The sequence below is a fragment of the Streptomyces sp. NPDC088910 genome (assembly GCF_044749865.1).
In the GTDB taxonomy this organism is placed as follows: Bacteria; Actinomycetota; Actinomycetes; order Streptomycetales; family Streptomycetaceae; genus Actinacidiphila.
The window spans coordinates 11399-28970 of sequence record NZ_JBIVIV010000023.1 but is presented as its reverse complement, the minus strand read 5'-3'; the positions used below and the strand labels follow the sequence as shown (position 1 = coordinate 28970).

Here is a 17572-nt window from a genome sequence, read left to right as displayed (position 1 = left end):
CTCAGTTGAGGTGGGCGCGCCAGTCCGCCGGGACCCGGCCGGCCGGGCCCGGCACCGGCTGGTCGGCCGGACGGCTCTGCGGCGGGGCCAGCGCCACGTCGGTCTCGACGTACGCGTCGGTCGTGAAGTCCCAGAACCAGTCCTCGCCCGGCTCGAAGGTCCGCATGATCGGATGGCCGGTGGCCGCCGAGTGCGCGCTCGCGTGCTGCGCGGGCGACGAGTCGCAGCAGCCGATGTGCCCGCACTGGGCGCAGCGGCGCAGATGGAACCACCAGCCGCCCGCCGCGTCGCAGTCGGCGCAACCGGCCCCGCTGGGCCGGGCGGTGGGGTCGATACCTGGGGTGGTCGTCATGACGGCTCCCGCTGATTGTCGGACGGACTGTCGGAGCTGGCCTGCGGTGCCGCCTCCGGCCGGGCGTCGGACGCGGCATCAGGTGCGGCCTCCGGCTGCTCCGCCGTGAGCGGCAGGCGGACCAGGAAACGGGTGTCGCCGGGCACCGACTCCGCCTGGAGGTCGCCGTGGTGCTTGTTCACCACGATGCGCCAGGAGATGTCGAGTCCCAGCCCCGTGCCCTCGCCCACCGGCTTGGTGGTGAAGAACGGCTCGAAGATCCTTTCCCGGATCTCCGGCGCGATACCGGCTCCGGTGTCACGGAACTCGACCAGAAGCTGCTCGCGGTCCAGCGCCGTACGCACCGTCAGCGTGCCCGTCCCCTCCATCGCGGCCACCGCGTTGTCGATGAGATTGGTCCACACCTGGTTCAGCTCACCCGGATAGCCGGGGATCTTCGGCAGCGTACGGTCGAAGTCCTTGACCACCTTGATGCCCGGACCGAATTTGCCGGTCAGCATGTGCAGCGTGCTCTCCAGCAACTCGTGCACGTCCACCACCTGGTACGGCGCCCGGTCGAGCTGCGAATACTGCCGCGCCGCGTTGACCAGGGTCGAGATCCGGGCCGTGGAGTCCTGGATCTCGTTCATCAGCAGCTCGGTCTCGACGGTGTAGTTCAGCCACCGCATCGCGCTGTCGAGGGTGTCGGGCGTGACCGTCGCGGCCACCCGCTCCAGCCAGTCCGTGTCGAGCCCGGCCTGCACAAAATTCGGCGCGAGGTCCCACCCGGCCGTCACGCCGTGGTCGTCGAGCCAGTCGGACATGGCGTCCTCGCGGTCCGAGGTCTCCATCGGGGTGAGCTGCACGGCCTTCGCGGACTGCTCGACCGCCCGCTCCTGGAGCTCGATCAGCGTCGCGAGCGTGGCCCGGTCGAGCGGCCCCCCGGCGATCATGCCGAGTTTGTGCCGCATCCCGGCCACCCGCTCGCGCAGCGTGGCCGTGGCCCGCAGCGCCGCCGCGGCCGGATTGTTCAACTCGTGGGTGAGACCGGCCGACAGCGACCCCAGAGCCAGCAGCCGCTCACGCTGGCCGATGGCCTGCTTGGTGCTGCGGTTGCCGAAGAACAGCCCCTCCAGCATGTGCACGGCCATCGGGAACCACTCGCGCATCAGCTCGGCGAAGTGGTCCGCCGACAGCACGTAGAAGCGCGACGGCTCGGTGACGCGCAGCGAGCTGTTGTAGACCTGCGGCACCCGGTCGCCCAGATACGACTGGAAGGCGCCCGCGTACACCCCGCGGTCCGAGGTGCGCGAGACCTCCACGTCGTCGGCGCCCACCCGGCGCGACATCACCACCGTGCCTTCGAGCAGCACGTAGAAGCAGGTCGCGGGCTCGCCCTCCAGATAGACGGCGCCCGGCTCCTCCATCTGCACCCGGCCCTTGCGGCACAGCCAGTCCAACTGGTCGTCGGTCAGCTTCTCGAACAAGAAGAGCGAGCGCAGCTCGGCCACGTCGCACGGCAGGTACTGGACGCTCATAGCCGCTCCAGGTATCGGTGGACGAGCATGACGGCCATGGCGCCCTCGCCGACCGCGGACGCCACCCGCTTGGCGGACTCGGCGCGCGCGTCACCGGCCACGAACACCCCCGGCACGCTGGTCTCCAGGTGGTACGGGGGCCGCTCCAGCGGCCAGTCCACCGGGCGTTCGCCCGGCGGCGCCAGATCGGGACCGGCCACGACGAACCCGCGTTCGTCGCGCAGCACCACCCCGTCCAGCCAGTCCGTCAGCGGGGCGGCGCCGATGAACACGAAGAGCCAGCCCGCGTCGACCGTCTCGGTCAGGCCGGTCGTGGTGTCGCGCAGCGTGATCCGCTCCAGATGGTCCTCGCCCTCGGCGGACACGACCTCCGTGCGCGTACGCACCTTGATCGCCGGGGTGGCCCCGATCTGCTGCACCAGATAGTGCGACATGGACGAGGTCAGCGAGTCGCCCCGGACCAGGATCGTCACGGACTTGGCGCCCCTGGCCAGATACACCGCGGCCTGCCCGGCGGAATTCGCCCCGCCGACGATGTACACGTCCTGCTCCTGGCAGCGGGCCGCCTCGGTCAGCGCGGAACCGTAGAACACACCGCGTCCCGTCAGCTCCGACACGCCGGGCGCGTCGAGCTGCCGGTAGGACACGCCGGTCGCCAGGATCACCGTGTGCGCCGAGACCGCGGAGCCGTCGGCGAAGGTCACGGTCCGCGCCGAGCCGCTGACCTCGAGCCCCGTGACCTCGCACGCGGTCAGGATCTCGGCGCCGAAGCGGGTGGCCTGCCGGTGCGCGCGGTCGGTGAGCTGCCCGCCGGAGACCCCGTCGGGGAAGCCCAGGTAGTTCTCGATCCGGGAGCTCTGCCCCGCCTGCCCGCCGGTCGCGGTGCGCTCCACCAGCACGGTCCGCAGCCCCTCGGACGCGCCGTAGACCGCGGAGCCGAGACCGGCGGGGCCGCCGCCGATGACCACCAGGTCGTAGAAGCGCGCCGAGGGCGTCGTCGCCAGACCGACACTGCTGGCCAGATCCTGGTCGGTGGGCTCCACCAGCGGCTTGCCGTCAGGGGTGATCACCACCGGCAGCCGTACCCCGTCCTCGTCCGCGGCGGCCAGCAACTTCTGGCCCTCCGGCTCGTCCGAGGCGTACCAGTGATACGGCACCTGATTGCGCGCCAGGAATTCGCGGACCCCGGACGACCGCGCCGACCAGCGGTGACCGATGACCTTCGTCTCCCGCACCGGCCGGTGGTCCGAGGCGCGCCAGGCGTCGAGCAGCGCGTCCACCACCGGGTACAGCTTCTCCTCCGGCGGGTCCCAGGGCTTGAGCAGATAGTGGTCGAGGTCCACCACATTGATGGCGTCGATGGCCGCGCCCGTGTCGGCGTACGCCGTCAGCAGCACCCGGCGGGCGCCCGGATACACATCCATCGCCCGTTCGAGGAATTCGATGCCGTTCATCGCGGGCATCCGGTAATCCGCCAGGATCACCGCGACCGCGTCGCCGCGTAGCCGCATCTCGCGCAGCGCCTCCAGCGCCGACTCCCCGGACTCCGCCCGGACGATCCGGTGCTCCTCGCCGTAACGCCGCCGCAGGTCGCGTGCGACCGCACGCGACACCGAGGGATCGTCGTCGACGGTCACGATCACGGTCCGTGTCGCGCCGCTGGGCTCTGTCCCCAGCATCCATGCCCCCATTCGTGCGGATCACCGGTGCCGGGCCACGGCATGGCGCCGGGGCCCGCCACTCCCATCCTAGGTACGCGGCCTGCCACCCGCAGTTCCACCGTGTTCGCCCTCGGAGGACGCGCCCGGCGGCGCCTCGGAGACCCCCGGCCGCCGCGCCGTACACGCTCACTGTCAGGCGCCGGACATCACGGAGCGTGACGGTCCGACCGGCTCGACAGGAGGTCCGGGCCCATCGACGGCACACTGAGGGACGGACCAGGACGATCCGCCCCGCCGACCCGGCGGCCCGCGGGAACGCGTCCGGCCCCGCGTCGAACCCGTCAGGTGGTGATTGCCGTGTCCATGCGCCAGAGCCCGCGCCCCGGGACGGGCGCGACATCCAGCGACGCCGTCTTCGGCGCGCCGTGCTGGGTCAGCCTGACCTCGCGCGACCTGGCCGCGACCCACCGCTTCTACGCGGCGGTCCTGGGCTGGACCTACCGCGGGACGAAGCTGGGCGGCCGGTTCAGCGTCGCGCTGGACGACGGCAGGCCGGTGGCGGGCATCGCCGAGCTGGCCTCCGCCTGGCAGGTGCCCGTCGCCTGGACGCCGTACTTCGCGGTCGAGGACGCCGACGAGACCGCGGCCAGGATCAGGGAACGCAGCGGCACCGTCGCCGTCGGCCCGATCGCCTTCGAATCCGGCCGCGCGGCCCTGGCCGCCGACCGCAACGGCGCCGTCTTCGGCATCTGGGAGGGCCTGCTCTCCGAATCCTGGCCGCGCTGGCGCGACGAGCAGCCGGTGTGGCTGCGGCTGCGCACCCCCGACCCGTTCGAGGCGGCCATCTTCTACGGCGAGGTGCTGCTGTGGGCCAGCGACCGGCCCGGCGCCTGCGAGGTGGCGTACGAGGGCGACGAGGTGGTGCTGCGCAGCGCGGGGCGGGTCGTGGCCCGGCTCGGCCGCGGCGCCGTTCAGGCCGCGCCCGACCCTGTCGAGCGCCCGCACTGGGAGGTCTTCTTCACCCTGCGCGACCTGCCCGCCGCGCTGCGGGCGGTCCGCGCCAACGGCGGCGGTGTCGTGGCGCACCACGCGGGCCCCGCGGGGGAGTCGGCGGTCGTCCGTGACCCGGACGGCGGACTGTTCACGCTGACCGCGCCGGAGGTCACGTAGCCCGTTCGGGGCCGTCCGTCAGCCGTGTGCGCGCGACGAGGTGCGGGCCGGGCGGTACCGGGTCACGGTGAAGGCTCACCCACCAACACACAGGAGAGTGACATGCTTCGTCGTATCGCCATCACCGTCGCCGCCGTTTCCGCCGCCGGGCTCATGTCGGCTGTTCCGGCCGCTGCCGCCGTCTCGCACGACGGCGGTCACGCCGGGATGGGCGGCTTCCACACCGCGGGCGGCTTCGCCGGCTTCGAGAAGACCAACCTCGGCGGCCCGTACGGGATCACCACCGTCAAGGGTGAGATCGGTGGCTTCGAGGCCGGTGGCGGCTACGCGTTCGAGGGCCACCACAGCTCCCACTGACGTCGCGGCCGTCCGCGGACGGCCCGCGTCCGCGCGTGCGGCGGCCCCGCGCCCACGGTTCCTCCCTGCCGTGGGCGCGGGGCCGCCGTCGTGCCCGCTCGGGTGCCGCCCGCTCGTACGTCGTGCGCTCGTGCGTCGTGTGCTCAGGTGTTGTTGGCGAGATTGCGCAGTCCGCTCAGCGCCCCGTTGAAGTAGTCCTGGTCACCGGGGAAGACGCCGGAGTCGGCGTGCTGCCAGAAGGTGTAGAACGGCCAGCCGGCCGGCAGGGTGCCGACGCTGGAGGCGTACCGCGCGATGAACAGCGGGTCGTTGGCCGAGTAGGCGGAGGTGTTGCCCGTGCAGGTCGTCCACCAGTTGGTCGTGGTGTAGATCGTCGCCCAGCGGGTGGTCTTGGCGTGCACCTCGTTGACGAACGACGTGATCCAGGTCCGCATCGCGGCCTGGCTCAGCCCCCAGCAGGTGGACGACGGCCCGTACTCGATGTCCAGCATGGGCGGCAGCGTCTTGCCGTCCTTGGACCAGCCGCCGCCGTGCGCGACGAAGTAGTCGGCCTGGGCCGCGCCCGTCGAGGCGTTGGGGTTCGCGAAGTGGTAGGCGCCCCGGATGAAGCCCGCGTTGTACGAACCCGTGTAGTTCGCCGAGAAGTTGGGGTCACGGAAGGTCGTGCCCTCGGTGGCCTTCATATAGGCGAACCGGGCGCCGTTGGCGTACGCGCCCGCCCAGTTGACGGCGCCCTGGTAGTGGCTCACGTCGAAGCCGAGGGTCTGGGCGGCGTTCGGGGTCACCGCGCCGCCGCCGCTCGACCGGCCCTCGTGGGCCGCGACGGTCGAGCCCATCCAGTCCAGTTCGGGGTGTGCGATGGGGCTGCCGCCGCCGGAAGGGGAGGCCGCGGTGGCCGCGCCGGGAGCCGCGACGAACAGGGCGAGGAGAGCGGTCAGCGTGCCGATCGCCGCGAGCGCGCGGCGTGGCACCGACCCGCGCCGGGAGTCGTGTCCGGCGTTGTCCATGTGCGCCTCCAAGGGCGAGGGGGGTGGTTCCTTGGTGGTGTGGCCATGACAATGAAGGAGGTTACGCGCGTAGAACCCTGGGGCGGAAGGGGCTCCGGTGACCGTCATTGGTCTATGCCAGTACGCGGGGCCGGGAGCTGCGGCGCGCCCCGGCGGTGAAAGTACGCAGGACGCCGCCGGAGGCGGTGTGGACAGCGCGCCCGGCGGTGTGGTTAATCGAGGCATGGACCCCGGCGGTCGGCGACGCGGCCACGGCCGGGGCGCGGACGACCGGGCGACGCGGCCCGTGCATCCGGCACGTTCGCTTCCGGCACGATCGGTACGGTCTCGCACGTCGGCGCGGTTCCAAGGAGGGGGAGACCCGGTGAGCAGCAGCCTCAACAAGGGCAGCGGGAAGATCGAGGTCCAACTGCGGTGGGATCCGAGTCCGTTGGGCTCGCCCGACACCGATCTCGACCTGATCGCCGCGACGTTCGCCACGGACGACCGGCACGGCGAGCCCGCGTACCTCGTGTACTTCGACAGCCGCTCGCCCGACGGCACCATCACCTTGAACCGCGACAGCAAGACCGGCAAGGGCTTCGGCGCCGACGAGAGCATGACCATCGAACTCGACCGGCTGTCGGCCTCGTACGGCCGCGTCGTGGTGGGCGTCGCCATCCAGCAGCGCGACGGCCGGCTCACCTTCGGCCAGGCGGCGAACCCCGACATCCGGTTACTGGAGGGATACAACGCCCTCCTGGAGTACGACTTCGCCGACGTGGCCGACGCCACCGCCGCGACCGTCGCCGAATTCACCCGCGGGGACGCGGGGGAGTGGCGGTTCCACCGGAACGTCCGCGGATACGACGCCGATCCGGCCGCCTTCGGACGGCTGATGGGCGGCGGGGCCGCCTAGGGCCTGTCCGGCGGATCACGAACGGCCCCTTCGACCCCTGGCGCGCACGCCCGCCGCGTTGCCGGAATACCCGAGTAGCTCCGCTATGAGGCCGTCCCGGCGCCTTGCGCTCGCACGCGCCAGGCGCCGCCCGGACCGCCCATGATCCGCCGGACACGCCCTAGAGAGCGGCCGTTGCTTCCTGGCGCGCGCCCGTTGGCTGGTCCGGGGCGTTGCCGGGGGCGGGCCCCGCGACCGGGGCCGGACGCCGGTGCGGAGCGCCCCGCGCCGCTCATCCGCGACGAGCCGGGGCGCGCCGTCGGCCTGCCCGCGGATCGCGGGAGGTGTCCGCACGCCCGGAGACGGCGCGAGCGGACCGGCAACTGGCGTCCTGTGGGCGGAAATTACGCGCCGCCGGTCAGCGGACACGTCATCACATAAGTCGCCGAATGGGTGAAGACGCCATCATGTCGGCGCCGGGCGCGGCTCCGGCGCTGCTAGCTTCCGTGATGTTGGTCTGATTACACCGATTCGTCCTTTTGTGGGCGGATCTGTGCTGATCGTTTGTCCGGATGCACGGCGCACGGGTCGCACCCGGCCGTTCTGACCGAAGGCGTGGAAATCTGCATGTCCGACAAGGCCGGACCGAGCGATGGCAGCGGCGGCGGCACGCTGGGGCGTCTGGAGAACCGCCCTCCGGTGTCGTTCGGGATGGAGGTGCTGCGCGGCATCGCGCAGGTGGACTTCATGCCGAGCGCGCTGTGCGGGGCGGTGTTCCTCGCGGCGCTGTTCGTCTCGGGCTGGCAGCACGGGGTGTACGGGCTGCTGGGCGCGGCGGTCGCCACCGCGACGGCCCACGCGCTGGGCATCGAGCACGCGCTGGTCGGCGCGGGGCTGCGGGGGTTCAACGGCTGCCTGGTCGGCACCGGCTTCTCGGTCTTCCTCGGCCCCGGCCACTGGTCGACGTTCCTGCTCGCCGTCTTCGCCTCCAGCCTGGTGGTCGTGGTGACGACGGCCCTGGCGATCATGCTGGGGACCTGGGACGTACCGACGTTCACCATTCCGTTCTGCCTGGTCACCACCGTCATGACCGTCGGGGCGCCGGGATTCGAGAAGGCGTGGCACCAGGGGCACAGCCTCGCCGCCCTGCCCGCGACCGCGAGCGGCCGGACCGCACTCACGTGGGATCAGACCTGGCACGCCTTCCTCTCCAGCTTCGGCCAGATCTTCTTCATGTCCCAGTGGTACGTCGGCCTGATGTTCCTCATCGGCATCGCGCTGGCCAACCGGCTGGCGGCGGCGATGGCGTGTGTGGGGAGCGCGACCGCGCTGGCCGTCGCGGTCCTGCTCGGCGCACCGGCGGCCGAGGTCGGCCAGGGGCTGCTGGGGTACAACGCGGTCCTGGTGGCGATGGCGCTGTGCGGGGTGTTCGTCGCGCCCGGTCCCTGGAGCCTGGTCTACGCCATCGGCGGCGCGGGGGTGGCGACGGTGGTGACCGCCGCCCTCGACAACATCGTCGCGCCTTTCGGCGGACACGCCCTCACCTGGCCGTTCGTGCTGACCGCCGTGGTCTTCGTCGCCGCCGTCCCCTCGATCCCGCGCCTGCGCCGCACGTGACCGCCCGCACGTGACCGCCCGCACGTGATCACCCTCGGGCGACCTCCCGCCCCCTGTCCGTACCCCTGAAGCCGAAGAGCCCAACCGAAGAGCCGAAGAGCCCAAGAAGAGAGTGAACGGATGAACCTCGCCCCTCGCGAAGTCGACAAGCTCCTCATCTACGTGGTGGCCGATCTGGCCCGCAAGCGCCGTGACCGCGGTGTGAAGCTGAACTACAGCGAGGCATGCGCGCTGATCAGCGAGGCCATCCTGGAGGCCGCGCGCGACGGGCGCTCCGTCGCGGAGTGCATGGAGCTGGGCAAGCAGGTCGTCGCCGCCGGTGACGTCATGCCGGGCGTACGCGACATGCTGCCGCTGCTCCAGGTGGAGGCCGGATTCGTCGACGGCACCAAGCTGGTGTCCTGTCACGACCCGGTCGGGGCATGACGGCGCCGAGCCCCGTCACTGTGCGCACCCCGGCCGCCGCCGCGAGCGTGGTGCTCGTCGGCGGGCACGAGAGCGCCGCCGCCCGCGACCTCGCGCCGTGGGCCGGGAGCGGCGCCGGGGACACGTACACCGTGGTCCCGGCAGGCGCGCCCCTCACCCAAGCGGTCGCCCGCCTGCTCGCCGAGCGCGACGCACCGGTCTGCGTGATCCCGATGACGCTGGGCCGCGACCGCGCGCTGGTCGCCGAGGCGGCGCGGTCGCTGCGCTGGGCGCAGGAGGGCGGCGGCAGCGGACGTACGGTGCTGAGCGCGCCCTTCGGCACCCAGGACCACCTGGTCGGCTGGCTGCGCGCCGCCGCGGGCCGGGGCGCGGGGGACGCTACCGCCGTCCTGGTCACCGCGCCCACCGCCGACCCGTTCGCCGACGCCGAACTGTTCCGGGTGGCCCGGCTGGTGCGCCAGTACGGCGGCCACCGCTGGGTCGAGGTCGCCTTCACCGACGGCGACCCCGATGTGCCGCAGGGCGTGGAGCGCTGCCGACGGCTCGGCGCCGAGGACGTGCTGCTGCTGTCGGCCGGGTTCGGGCCGCCCGCCACGTCGTCCCCGCCGGTCGCGGGCACGGTCGACGGCGGCCCGCTGCTGAGCCGGGCGGCCGTCGAGGGGGTCGTCGCGGCCCGCCGCACCGAGGCCCTGCACCGGCTGGCGCACGGCGACGACGGCGTCGCCGCGGGCCTGGACGCCGAACACGGCCACGGCTTCGCCCACACGCACGCGGACACCTCCGCACCATCCGCACCGGGCGCGCACACCCACAGCCACCCGCACGCCCATCTCCCGCACTGAACCGACCGGTTGCCGCCGTTCCCGCGAGAAAGAGAGACCAGCCATGCCGAATTACTTGTACGGCGATGATCCCGTCGAGATCAACGCCGGCCGCGCCACGGCCACGGTCACCGTGTCGAACACCGGTGACCGCGGGGTCCAGGTCGGCTCGCACTACCACTTCTTCGAGGCCAACCGGGCCCTGGAGTTCGACCGCGAGGCCGCGTACGGAATGCACCTGGACATCCCCGCGGGCACCTCGGTGCGCTTCGAGCCCGGCGACTCACGGGAGGTGACGCTGACCGAATTCGGCGGCCACCGGCGGCTGGTCGGCTTCAGCGGTCTCGTCAACGGCGGCCTGAACTCGGCCACCACCCGGATCGCCGCCGAAGCCCGCGCCGTCGCCCTGGGGTTCAAGGGCGCGACGGGGGACACCGCGGGCGGCGCGGGCAAGAGCGCCGCCGCCGACGGCGCCGCGAAGAACGACAAGGGCGCGAAGAGCGCGAAGAACAAGACGAAGGGTGACCGGTGATGGCGACGCTCCCGCGCAAGCAGTACACGGACCTGTACGGCCCGACCGTCGGCGACCGCTTCCACCTCGCCGACACCAACCTCGTCGTCGAGGTCGAGAAGGACTTCAACGAGGGCCTCTACGGCGACGAGGCCGTCTACGGCGGCGGCAAGAGCATCCGTGACGGCATGGCCCAGGACCCGCAGGCCACCGCCGCCCAGGGCGCGTTGGACCTGGTCATCACCAACGTGGTCGTGCTGGACCCGGTGCTGGGCGTGGTCAAGGGCGACATCGGCGTCAAGGACGGCTTCATCGCGGCGGTCGGCAAGTCCGGCAACCCGCACACCCAGAACGGCGTCCACCCCCTGCTGACCATCGGTCCCGGCACCGAGGTCATCTCCGGCGAGCACCTGATCGCGACGGCCGGCGGCATCGACACGCACATCCACTTCGTCTCCCCGCAGCAGGCCGAGGCGGCGCTGAGCAACGGGATCACCACGCTGGTGGGCGGCGGCACCGGACCCACCGACGGCACCAACGGCACGACCTGCACGCCGGGCCCGTGGAACATCGGCCGGATGTACCAGGCGGCCGAGGATCTGCCGGTCAACATCGGGCTGTTGGGCAAGGGCAACGGCTCGCAGCCCGACGCGCTGGTGGAGCAGGTCGAGGCCGGGGTGTGCGGTCTGAAGGTGCACGAGGACTGGGGCACCACCCCGGCCGTGATCGACACCGCGCTACGGGTCGCCGACGAGTACGACGTGCAAGTGGCCATCCACACCGACTCGTTCAACGAGTCCGGGTTCTTCGAGGACACCCTGTCCGCGATCGACGGCCGTACGATCCACACCTTCCACACCGAGGGCGCCGGCGGCGGGCACGCCCCGGACATCATGCGGATCGCCGGTGAGCCCAACGTCCTGCCGTCGTCCACCAACCCGACCCTGCCGTACACGGTGAACTCGGTGGACGAGCTGCTGGACATGGTGATGGTCTGCCATCACCTCAGCCACGACATCCCCGAGGACGTGTCCGTCGCCGACTCGCGGGTCAGGGCGGAGACGATCGCGGCCGAGACGGTGCTGCACGACGAGGGCGTCATCTCCATCTTCTCCTCCGACTCCCAGGCCATGGGCCGGGTCGGCGAGTCCTTCACCCGCGCCTTCCAGACCGCCCATCACTGCAAGGACCAGCGCGGCAAGCTCGACGGCGACAGCGAGCGCAACGACAACCTGCGCGTGCTGCGCTACCTCGCGAAGATGACGATCAACCCGGCCATCGCGGCGGGCATGGCCGAGCACATCGGGTCGCTGGAGGCGGGCAAGCTCGCGGACATCGTGCTGTGGCCGATCAACGCCTTCGCGGCCAAGCCGAAGATGGTCATCAAGGGCGGCCTGGTCAACTGGGCGCAGATGGGCGACCCCAACTCCTCGCTGCCCACCCCGCAACCGGTCTACTACCGGCCGATGTTCGGCGCGAAGGGCCGCGCCAAGCAGGCCACCCGGGTCTCGTTCATGTCCCAGGCGGGCATCGCGGGCGGTGTCCCGGAGCGGCTCGGCCTGGAGAGCAGGATTCTGCCGGTACGGCACTGCCGCTCGGTGGGCAAGCAGCACATGGTCCGCAACAACTCCCTGCCGAAGATCACCGTCGACCCCGAGACGTACAAGGTGACGCTGGACGGAGTCCCCACGACCATCGACCCCGCCCGCGAACTGCCGCTCACCCAACTGTTCTTCCTGGCATGACGTCTTCGAACGGCGCGTACGCCTCGAACGACGCGCACGCTCCGGCCGCCCCGCACGCTCCGGCCGACTCCGTCATGGGGCGGCCGGGGCGGCTGGGGGCGCTGCTGGTCAGCCTCCAGCTGACCGACTCGGCCTTCCCCAGCGGCTTCTACACCCTCTCGCACAGCCTGGAGGGCTTCGCCCAGGCCAAGGCCGTGACGGCGGCCGACGTGCCGGGGCTGCTCGCCGATCTGCTGCGCCACGGGATCGGTCCCTGCGACGCCACGGCCCTGGTGCTCACTCACCGGGCGGTGTGCGCGGGGGACTGGGACCTGGTCGCGCGGGTCGACCAGCGGTTGCACGCGGCCAAGCTCAACCGCGAGACGCGGGTGGCCTCCACCCGCGTCGGGCGCCAACTCCTCGACATCGCGGGCACCGTGATCGGCGGACCCGTCCTGGAGCGCTACGCGGCGCTCGTGGCGGGCGGCGGTGCGCCGGGGGCGCAGGCGGCGGTCGCGGGCGCTGTCTACGCCGCCGCCGGGGTGGACGCGGAACAGGCGGTGACCGGCGACCTGTTCGCGCTCGCGGTCAGCTTCGTCGGCGCGGCGCTCCGGCTGCGCCTGACCGACCACGTACGGGCCCAGGTCGTCCTGCGGGCGACGGCGCCGGTGATCGAGGAGGTCGTCGGGCGGGCCCTCACCGCGGAGTTGGCCGATCTCGGGGGCTGCGTACCGATGGCCGACGTCATGTCGGGCCGCCACGAACGCGCTCAGGCCCGGCTGTTCATGACCTGACGTTACGTCATGTCCTGACTCCGGCCGCACGGCCGGACCCCACCACGACACACACATTCAGCGACGGAAGGCAGCACCCCATGCACAACGAACGCCACGTCCTGCGCGTCGGCATCGCGGGCCCGGTGGGATCGGGCAAGACGGCGCTGATCGAGGCCCTGGTGCCGATCCTCACCAGCCGCGGGCACCGGCCCGCCGTCGTCACCAACGACATCTACACCCAGGAGGACGCCCAGCACGTCCGGCGGACCCTGGAAGGCGTGCTCGACCCCGAGCGGGTGGTGGGCGTGGAGACCGGAGCGTGCCCCCACACGGCGGTGCGCGACGACCCGACGATGAACCTGGCGGCGGGCGCGGAACTGCTGGACCGTTTCCCCGACGTGGACACGCTGCTCTTCGAGTCCGGCGGCGACAACCTCACCCTCACCTTCAGCCCGGTCCTGGTCGACCTCTTCCTGTTCGTGCTGGACACCGCCGAGGGCGAGAAGATGCCCCGCAAGCGCGGTCCCGGCATCACCGAGTCGGACCTGCTGGTCATCAACAAGATCGACATCGCCCAGTACGTGCGGTGCGACCTGTCGGTGATGGAGGCCGACGCGCACCGGGTACGCGACGGCGCGCCGGTCATCCTCACCAACTGCCTGAGCGGGCAGGGTCTTGAGGAGATCGCCACCTTCCTGGAGACGTACCGCAAGGTCGCCGCCGTATGAGCCTCACCGGCGCCGCTCGTGCCCGGGCGCCGCGGCAAGCGCCGTCGCCGGCCGTACGGGTGGCCGAACCGGACGGCCCCGAGCACCCGGTGCGTACCAAGGGCTCCGACGACCGGGCCGCCGCGCCGTCGGGCCCCGCCCGGCTGGACCCGGCGCACTACGAGCCCGCGCGCGTCCCCCGGGAGGTCCGCCGGCACGCGGCCGTGCCCGACACCCTGCCGGTCGGTCACGCGGGAAAGGTCGGGCTGCTGGAGCTGACCTTCGAGCGCCGCGCCGAACGGACGGAACTGACCGGCCACTTCCAGAAGACCCCGCTCCAGATCATGCGGCCGCTCTACTACGACCCGGCCAGGCCCGACCTGCCCATCACACAGGTGATGTCGACCGGCGGCGGCATCCTGCAAGGCGACCGGCTCCGTATCGACGTCACCTGCGGACCGGGCGCGGCCACCCACCTCACCACGCAGACGGCCACCAGGGTCCACCGCATGGAGTTCGACTACGCGACCCAGCAGGTCGCCGTCGACGCCGGAGCCGACTCCTACGTCGAGTACCTGCCGGACCCGACGATCCCCTACGCCGGGGCCCGTTACTACCAGCGCACCACCGTCACCGCCGACGCCACCGCGACCGTCCTGGCCGCGGAGACGCTCTACGCGGGCCGCCTGGCGCGCGACGAGCGCCACGCCTACGAGGTCTTCGCCTCCGACGTCGAGATCCGGCGCCCCGACGGCGCGCTCCTCGCCGTGGACGCCATGCGGCTCGAACCGGGCGCTGCCCCGGTGACCGGCCTGGCCGTCCTCGGCGGCCACGACATCGTGTCCACCTTCTACGTCGTCACCGCGCGCGCACCGGCCGCGGCCGTCGCCGACACCCTGCACGAGGCCCTCGCCGACAGCCCGGCGCTCTTCGGCGTGAGCGTGCTGCCCGGCGACAGCGGGGCCTGGCTGCGGCTGCTCACCGACGACCCGCGGACCGCCGCGAGCGCGCTGCGTCTCGCGTGGGACGCCGTACGCAGGCTGCTGATCGGCGTACCCGCGCCCGCGATGCGCAAGCCCTGACCCCCGCACGCCCGCCGACGACGACAACGGCGCCGACCTCGACCGATCGCCGTACGTTCACAGGAGTTTCCCTTGCTCATGGCCGCCACCGCCAACACGGGCGACACCGCCTGGCTCCTGGCGAGCACCGCGATGGTGCTGCTGATGACACCCGGCCTGGCCTTCTTCTACGGCGGCATGGTCCGCACCCAGCACGTGCTGGTGATGCTCAAGATGAGCTTCGTCTGCCTGGCCCTGGTGACCGTGCTGTGGCTGGCGGTCGGCTACACCCTCGCCTTCGGCCCCGACCTCGGCGCGGGCCTGCTCGGCAACCTCGACCACGCCTTCCTGCGCGGCGTCACCATGACCGACCTGCACGGCAGCGTCCCCACGCTGCTGTTCTCCTGCTTCCAGATGTCGTTCGCCATCATCACCGTCGCGCTGATCAGCGGTTCCATCGCGGGCCGCGCCACTATGCGCGGCTGGCTGGTCTTCGTGGCCGCCTGGACCCTGCTGGTCTACGTACCGCTGGCGCACTGGGTGTTCGCCCCCGACGGCTGGGTGTCCGCGCATCTGAGGGCGCTGGACTTCGCGGGCGGCCTCGTCGTCGAACTCAACTCCGGCGCGGCGGGCCTGGCCGCGGCCATCGTGCTGCGCAAGCGCAAGGACTTCGAGCGCCAGCCGGTGCGCCCGCACAATCTGCCGCTGGTCGTGATCGGCCTGGCCCTGCTGTGGTTCGGCTGGTTCGGCTTCAACGCGGGATCCGCGCTGCACGTGGCGGGCGCCGCGCCCACCGCCTTCCTCAACACCCAACTCGCCGCCTGCGCGGCCATGATCGGCTGGCCGCTGATCGAGAAGTGGCGGCTGGGCAGCGTGGACATGCTCGGCGTCACCTCCGCGGCCGTCGCGGGCATGGTCGCCATCACGCCGTCCTGCGGTGAGGTGTCGCCGCTGGGCGCGGTGTGCATCGGCTTCGCCGCGGGTGTGGTGTGCGCCTTCGCCATCAACCTCAAGTTCAAGATCGGCGTGGACGACACCCTGGACGTGGTCGGCGTGCACGGTTGGGGCGGCATCGTCGGCACGGTGTCCATCGGCCTGTTCGCCACCTCGGCGATGAGCGGGCGCGAGGGCCTGTTCTACGGCGGCGGTCTCGATCTGCTCTGGCGCCAGATCGTCGCCGTGCTGGCCTGCGGCTCGTTCTCCTTCGTCGTCACCTGGCTCATCGCCCAGGCCGTCAACCGCACGGTCGGCTTCCGTACCGAGGCGGAGTACGAGGACGTGCCGGGCCGAGACGAGGAGATCGCGTACGACAACGCGACGCTGGACGAGGTCAGGGCCCGGCTGGACGAGCCGCGCCACCCGGCGCGGGTGGGCGCCGCGGCGGCCCCGGACGACGACATGGCCCGCGTCAACAAGATCCTCGACGTCCTGGAACGACGCGAGCGCGACCGATGACCGCGCCCGCGTACCCCTCCGCAGCCGTACTCGTACCCGAATCAGCGGCCACGCCCGGCCGTCCGTGTGAGGACCTGTCATGAACCAGCACTTCGACTCCGGCAACACCGCCTGGCTGATGATGGCCACGGCCATGGTCCTGCTGATGGCCCCGGGACTCGCCTTCTTCTACGGCGGCATGGTCAGGACCAGTCAGATCATCGCCATGCTCAAGATGTGCTTCGCCTGCGTCGCCGTCGTCACGCTGATCTGGTGGGCGGTCGGCTACTCGCTCGCCTTCGGTCCCGACGCCGAGGGGCTGGGCATGATCGGCACCCTCGACCACGCCTTCCTGCGCGGCATCTCCCTCAACAGCGCGACCGGTGACGTGCCCACCGTGATCCACTCCGTCTTCCACATGAGCTTCGCCATCGTCACCGTGGCCCTGATCAGCGGATCGGTGGCCGGGCGCGCCACGATGCGCGGCTGGACGGCCTTCGTCTGCGCCTGGACGCTGCTGGTGTACGTGCCCATGGCGCACTGGGTGTTCGACAGCGACGGCTGGGTCGCCAAGGAGGTCGGCGCCGTCGACTTCTCCGGCGGCACCGTGGTCGAACTCAGCTCGGGCGCCGCGGGTCTCGCCCTGGCCATCGTCGCGGGCAAGCGCGAGGACTTCGAGCGCCAGCCGATCCGTCCGCACAATCTGCCGCTGGTCGTGATCGGCCTGGCCCTGATGTGGTTCGGCTGGTTCGGCTTCAACGCCGGTTCCTATCTGAACGGGCCCGCCAGCACCACCATGGCGTTCGTGAACACCCAGTTCGCGGCGGGCGCGGCCATGATCGGCTGGGCCGCGACCAGCTACTGGCACAACCGGCGCGTCACCCTGCTCGACATCTCCATGGGCGCGGTCACCGGCCTGGTGTCCATGACGCCGCTGGCCGCCGGGGTCAGCCCGGTATGGGCCACCGTCATCGGCTTCCTCGCCGGGCTGACCTGCGCCTTCGCGGTGAGCTGGAAGTACCGGCTCGGCGTGGACGACACCTTGGACGTCGTCGGCATCCACGGCTGGGGCGGCCTGTTCGGCATGCTGATGGCCGGCCTGGCCGCGACCGGCGCGGTCACCGGCAAGAAGGGCCTGTTCTACGGCGGCTCGTGGGGGCTGCTCGGCGACCAGCTCGTCGCCGTCCTCGTCCTGGGACTGTTCTCCTTCACCATGACCGCCGTCATCGGCAAGGTCGTCGACAAGACCGTCGGGCTGCGCCAGCCCGGCGGCATCGTGGAGCACGAGCAGGCGTACGACACGGACGTCGCCAGCCAACTCCAGGACGTCACCGACACGTTGCGCGGTCCCGCCGCCCCGACGGACGACAACGACCCCAGTCATCTCATCGCCCAACTGCGCACTCTGCTCGCCTCCCACGAGCGGAACTGACCTTCGTACGGACCGCCGCGCGGGGGGCCGGACCCATGGCATCGCATTGGATGCGTCACAAACGTGGCGGTCGCCCGCAAACGGACGGGTCCGGGCCCGCCATGACGGCGGACCCGGACCCG

At 71.7% G+C, this 17572-nt stretch carries 17 protein-coding genes; 13 read left to right on the top strand and 4 right to left on the bottom strand.

What is annotated here, in order from left to right:
• Position 1 precedes the first annotated feature (1 nt).
• The 3 genes from ACIP4Z_RS34615 to ACIP4Z_RS34605 are packed head-to-tail and all read right to left on the bottom strand — an operon-like array spanning position 2 to position 3548.
• Complete coding sequence (locus tag ACIP4Z_RS34615; RefSeq protein WP_355349748.1) at positions 2–352, bottom strand: UBP-type zinc finger domain-containing protein; 351 nt, start codon at positions 350–352, stop codon at positions 2–4.
• Positions 349–1869, bottom strand: coding sequence for an ATP-binding protein (locus tag ACIP4Z_RS34610; protein ID WP_401314469.1), 1521 nt, complete (start codon positions 1867–1869; stop codon positions 349–351). The genes ACIP4Z_RS34615 and ACIP4Z_RS34610 overlap by 4 nt, the downstream gene beginning before the upstream one ends.
• Positions 1866–3548 carry an FAD-dependent oxidoreductase gene (locus ACIP4Z_RS34605; protein WP_355349742.1) on the bottom strand — a complete coding sequence of 561 codons (1683 nt, stop codon included), beginning with the start codon at positions 3546–3548 and terminating at the stop codon, positions 1866–1868. Before ACIP4Z_RS34605 ends, ACIP4Z_RS34610 begins: the two co-directional genes overlap by 4 nt.
• 345 nt (positions 3549–3893) lie before the next feature.
• Here ACIP4Z_RS34605 and ACIP4Z_RS34600 point away from each other — a divergent pair, with 345 nt between their 5' ends.
• Complete coding sequence (locus tag ACIP4Z_RS34600; RefSeq protein WP_355349769.1) at positions 3894–4700, top strand: VOC family protein; 807 nt, start codon at positions 3894–3896, stop codon at positions 4698–4700.
• Positions 4701–4802: 102 nt separating this feature from the next.
• A complete protein-coding gene (locus ACIP4Z_RS34595; RefSeq protein ID WP_355349739.1) occupies positions 4803–5057 on the top strand; it encodes a hypothetical protein in 255 nt (84 codons plus the stop codon).
• A 143-nt stretch (positions 5058–5200) separates the two neighbouring features.
• Here the strand turns inward: ACIP4Z_RS34595 and ACIP4Z_RS34590 are convergent, their stop codons facing one another.
• Entirely contained in the window at positions 5201–6064 is an 864-nt protein-coding gene (locus ACIP4Z_RS34590; RefSeq protein ID WP_401314466.1) for a GH25 family lysozyme, read from the bottom strand.
• Between the two features lie 364 nt (positions 6065–6428).
• Between ACIP4Z_RS34590 and ACIP4Z_RS34585 the strand changes: the two genes are divergently transcribed.
• The 11 genes from ACIP4Z_RS34585 (at position 6429) to ACIP4Z_RS34535 (ending at position 17450) form a co-directional block, all read left to right on the top strand.
• Positions 6429–6962, top strand: a complete 534-nt coding sequence (locus ACIP4Z_RS34585) for a TerD family protein (RefSeq protein WP_355349733.1) — start codon at positions 6429–6431, stop codon at positions 6960–6962.
• Positions 6963–7568: 606 nt separating this feature from the next.
• A complete protein-coding gene (locus tag ACIP4Z_RS34580) occupies positions 7569–8558 on the top strand; it encodes an urea transporter (RefSeq protein WP_401314464.1) in 990 nt (329 codons plus the stop codon).
• Between the two features lie 120 nt (positions 8559–8678).
• Positions 8679–8984 (top strand): urease subunit gamma, encoded by a 306-nt coding sequence (locus tag ACIP4Z_RS34575; RefSeq protein ID WP_355349727.1) that lies wholly within the window; start codon positions 8679–8681, stop codon positions 8982–8984.
• Entirely contained in the window at positions 8981–9826 is an 846-nt protein-coding gene (locus tag ACIP4Z_RS34570; RefSeq protein ID WP_401314462.1) for a sirohydrochlorin chelatase, read from the top strand. The genes ACIP4Z_RS34575 and ACIP4Z_RS34570 overlap by 4 nt, the downstream gene beginning before the upstream one ends.
• Before the next feature lie 43 nt (positions 9827–9869).
• Positions 9870–10337 carry an urease subunit beta gene (locus ACIP4Z_RS34565; RefSeq protein WP_355349721.1) on the top strand — a complete coding sequence of 156 codons (468 nt, stop codon included), beginning with the start codon at positions 9870–9872 and terminating at the stop codon, positions 10335–10337.
• Positions 10337–12061, top strand: coding sequence for an urease subunit alpha (ureC, locus tag ACIP4Z_RS34560; RefSeq protein ID WP_355349718.1), 1725 nt, complete (start codon positions 10337–10339; stop codon positions 12059–12061). Before ACIP4Z_RS34565 ends, ureC begins: the two co-directional genes overlap by 1 nt.
• Before the next feature lie 74 nt (positions 12062–12135).
• On the top strand, positions 12136–12834 hold the full coding sequence (locus ACIP4Z_RS34555) for an urease accessory protein UreF (protein WP_401314522.1): 699 nt from the start codon (positions 12136–12138) through the stop codon (positions 12832–12834).
• An 80-nt stretch (positions 12835–12914) separates the two neighbouring features.
• Positions 12915–13544 carry an urease accessory protein UreG gene (ureG, locus tag ACIP4Z_RS34550; RefSeq protein ID WP_355349715.1) on the top strand — a complete coding sequence of 210 codons (630 nt, stop codon included), beginning with the start codon at positions 12915–12917 and terminating at the stop codon, positions 13542–13544.
• Positions 13541–14605, top strand: coding sequence for an urease accessory protein UreD (locus ACIP4Z_RS34545; RefSeq protein ID WP_401314459.1), 1065 nt, complete (start codon positions 13541–13543; stop codon positions 14603–14605). Before ureG ends, ACIP4Z_RS34545 begins: the two co-directional genes overlap by 4 nt.
• 78 nt (positions 14606–14683) lie before the next feature.
• On the top strand, positions 14684–16039 hold the full coding sequence (locus tag ACIP4Z_RS34540) for an ammonium transporter (RefSeq protein WP_401314457.1): 1356 nt from the start codon (positions 14684–14686) through the stop codon (positions 16037–16039).
• Positions 16040–16118: 79 nt separating this feature from the next.
• A complete protein-coding gene (locus ACIP4Z_RS34535; RefSeq protein WP_401314455.1) occupies positions 16119–17450 on the top strand; it encodes an ammonium transporter in 1332 nt (443 codons plus the stop codon).
• Positions 17451–17572 lie beyond the last annotated feature (122 nt).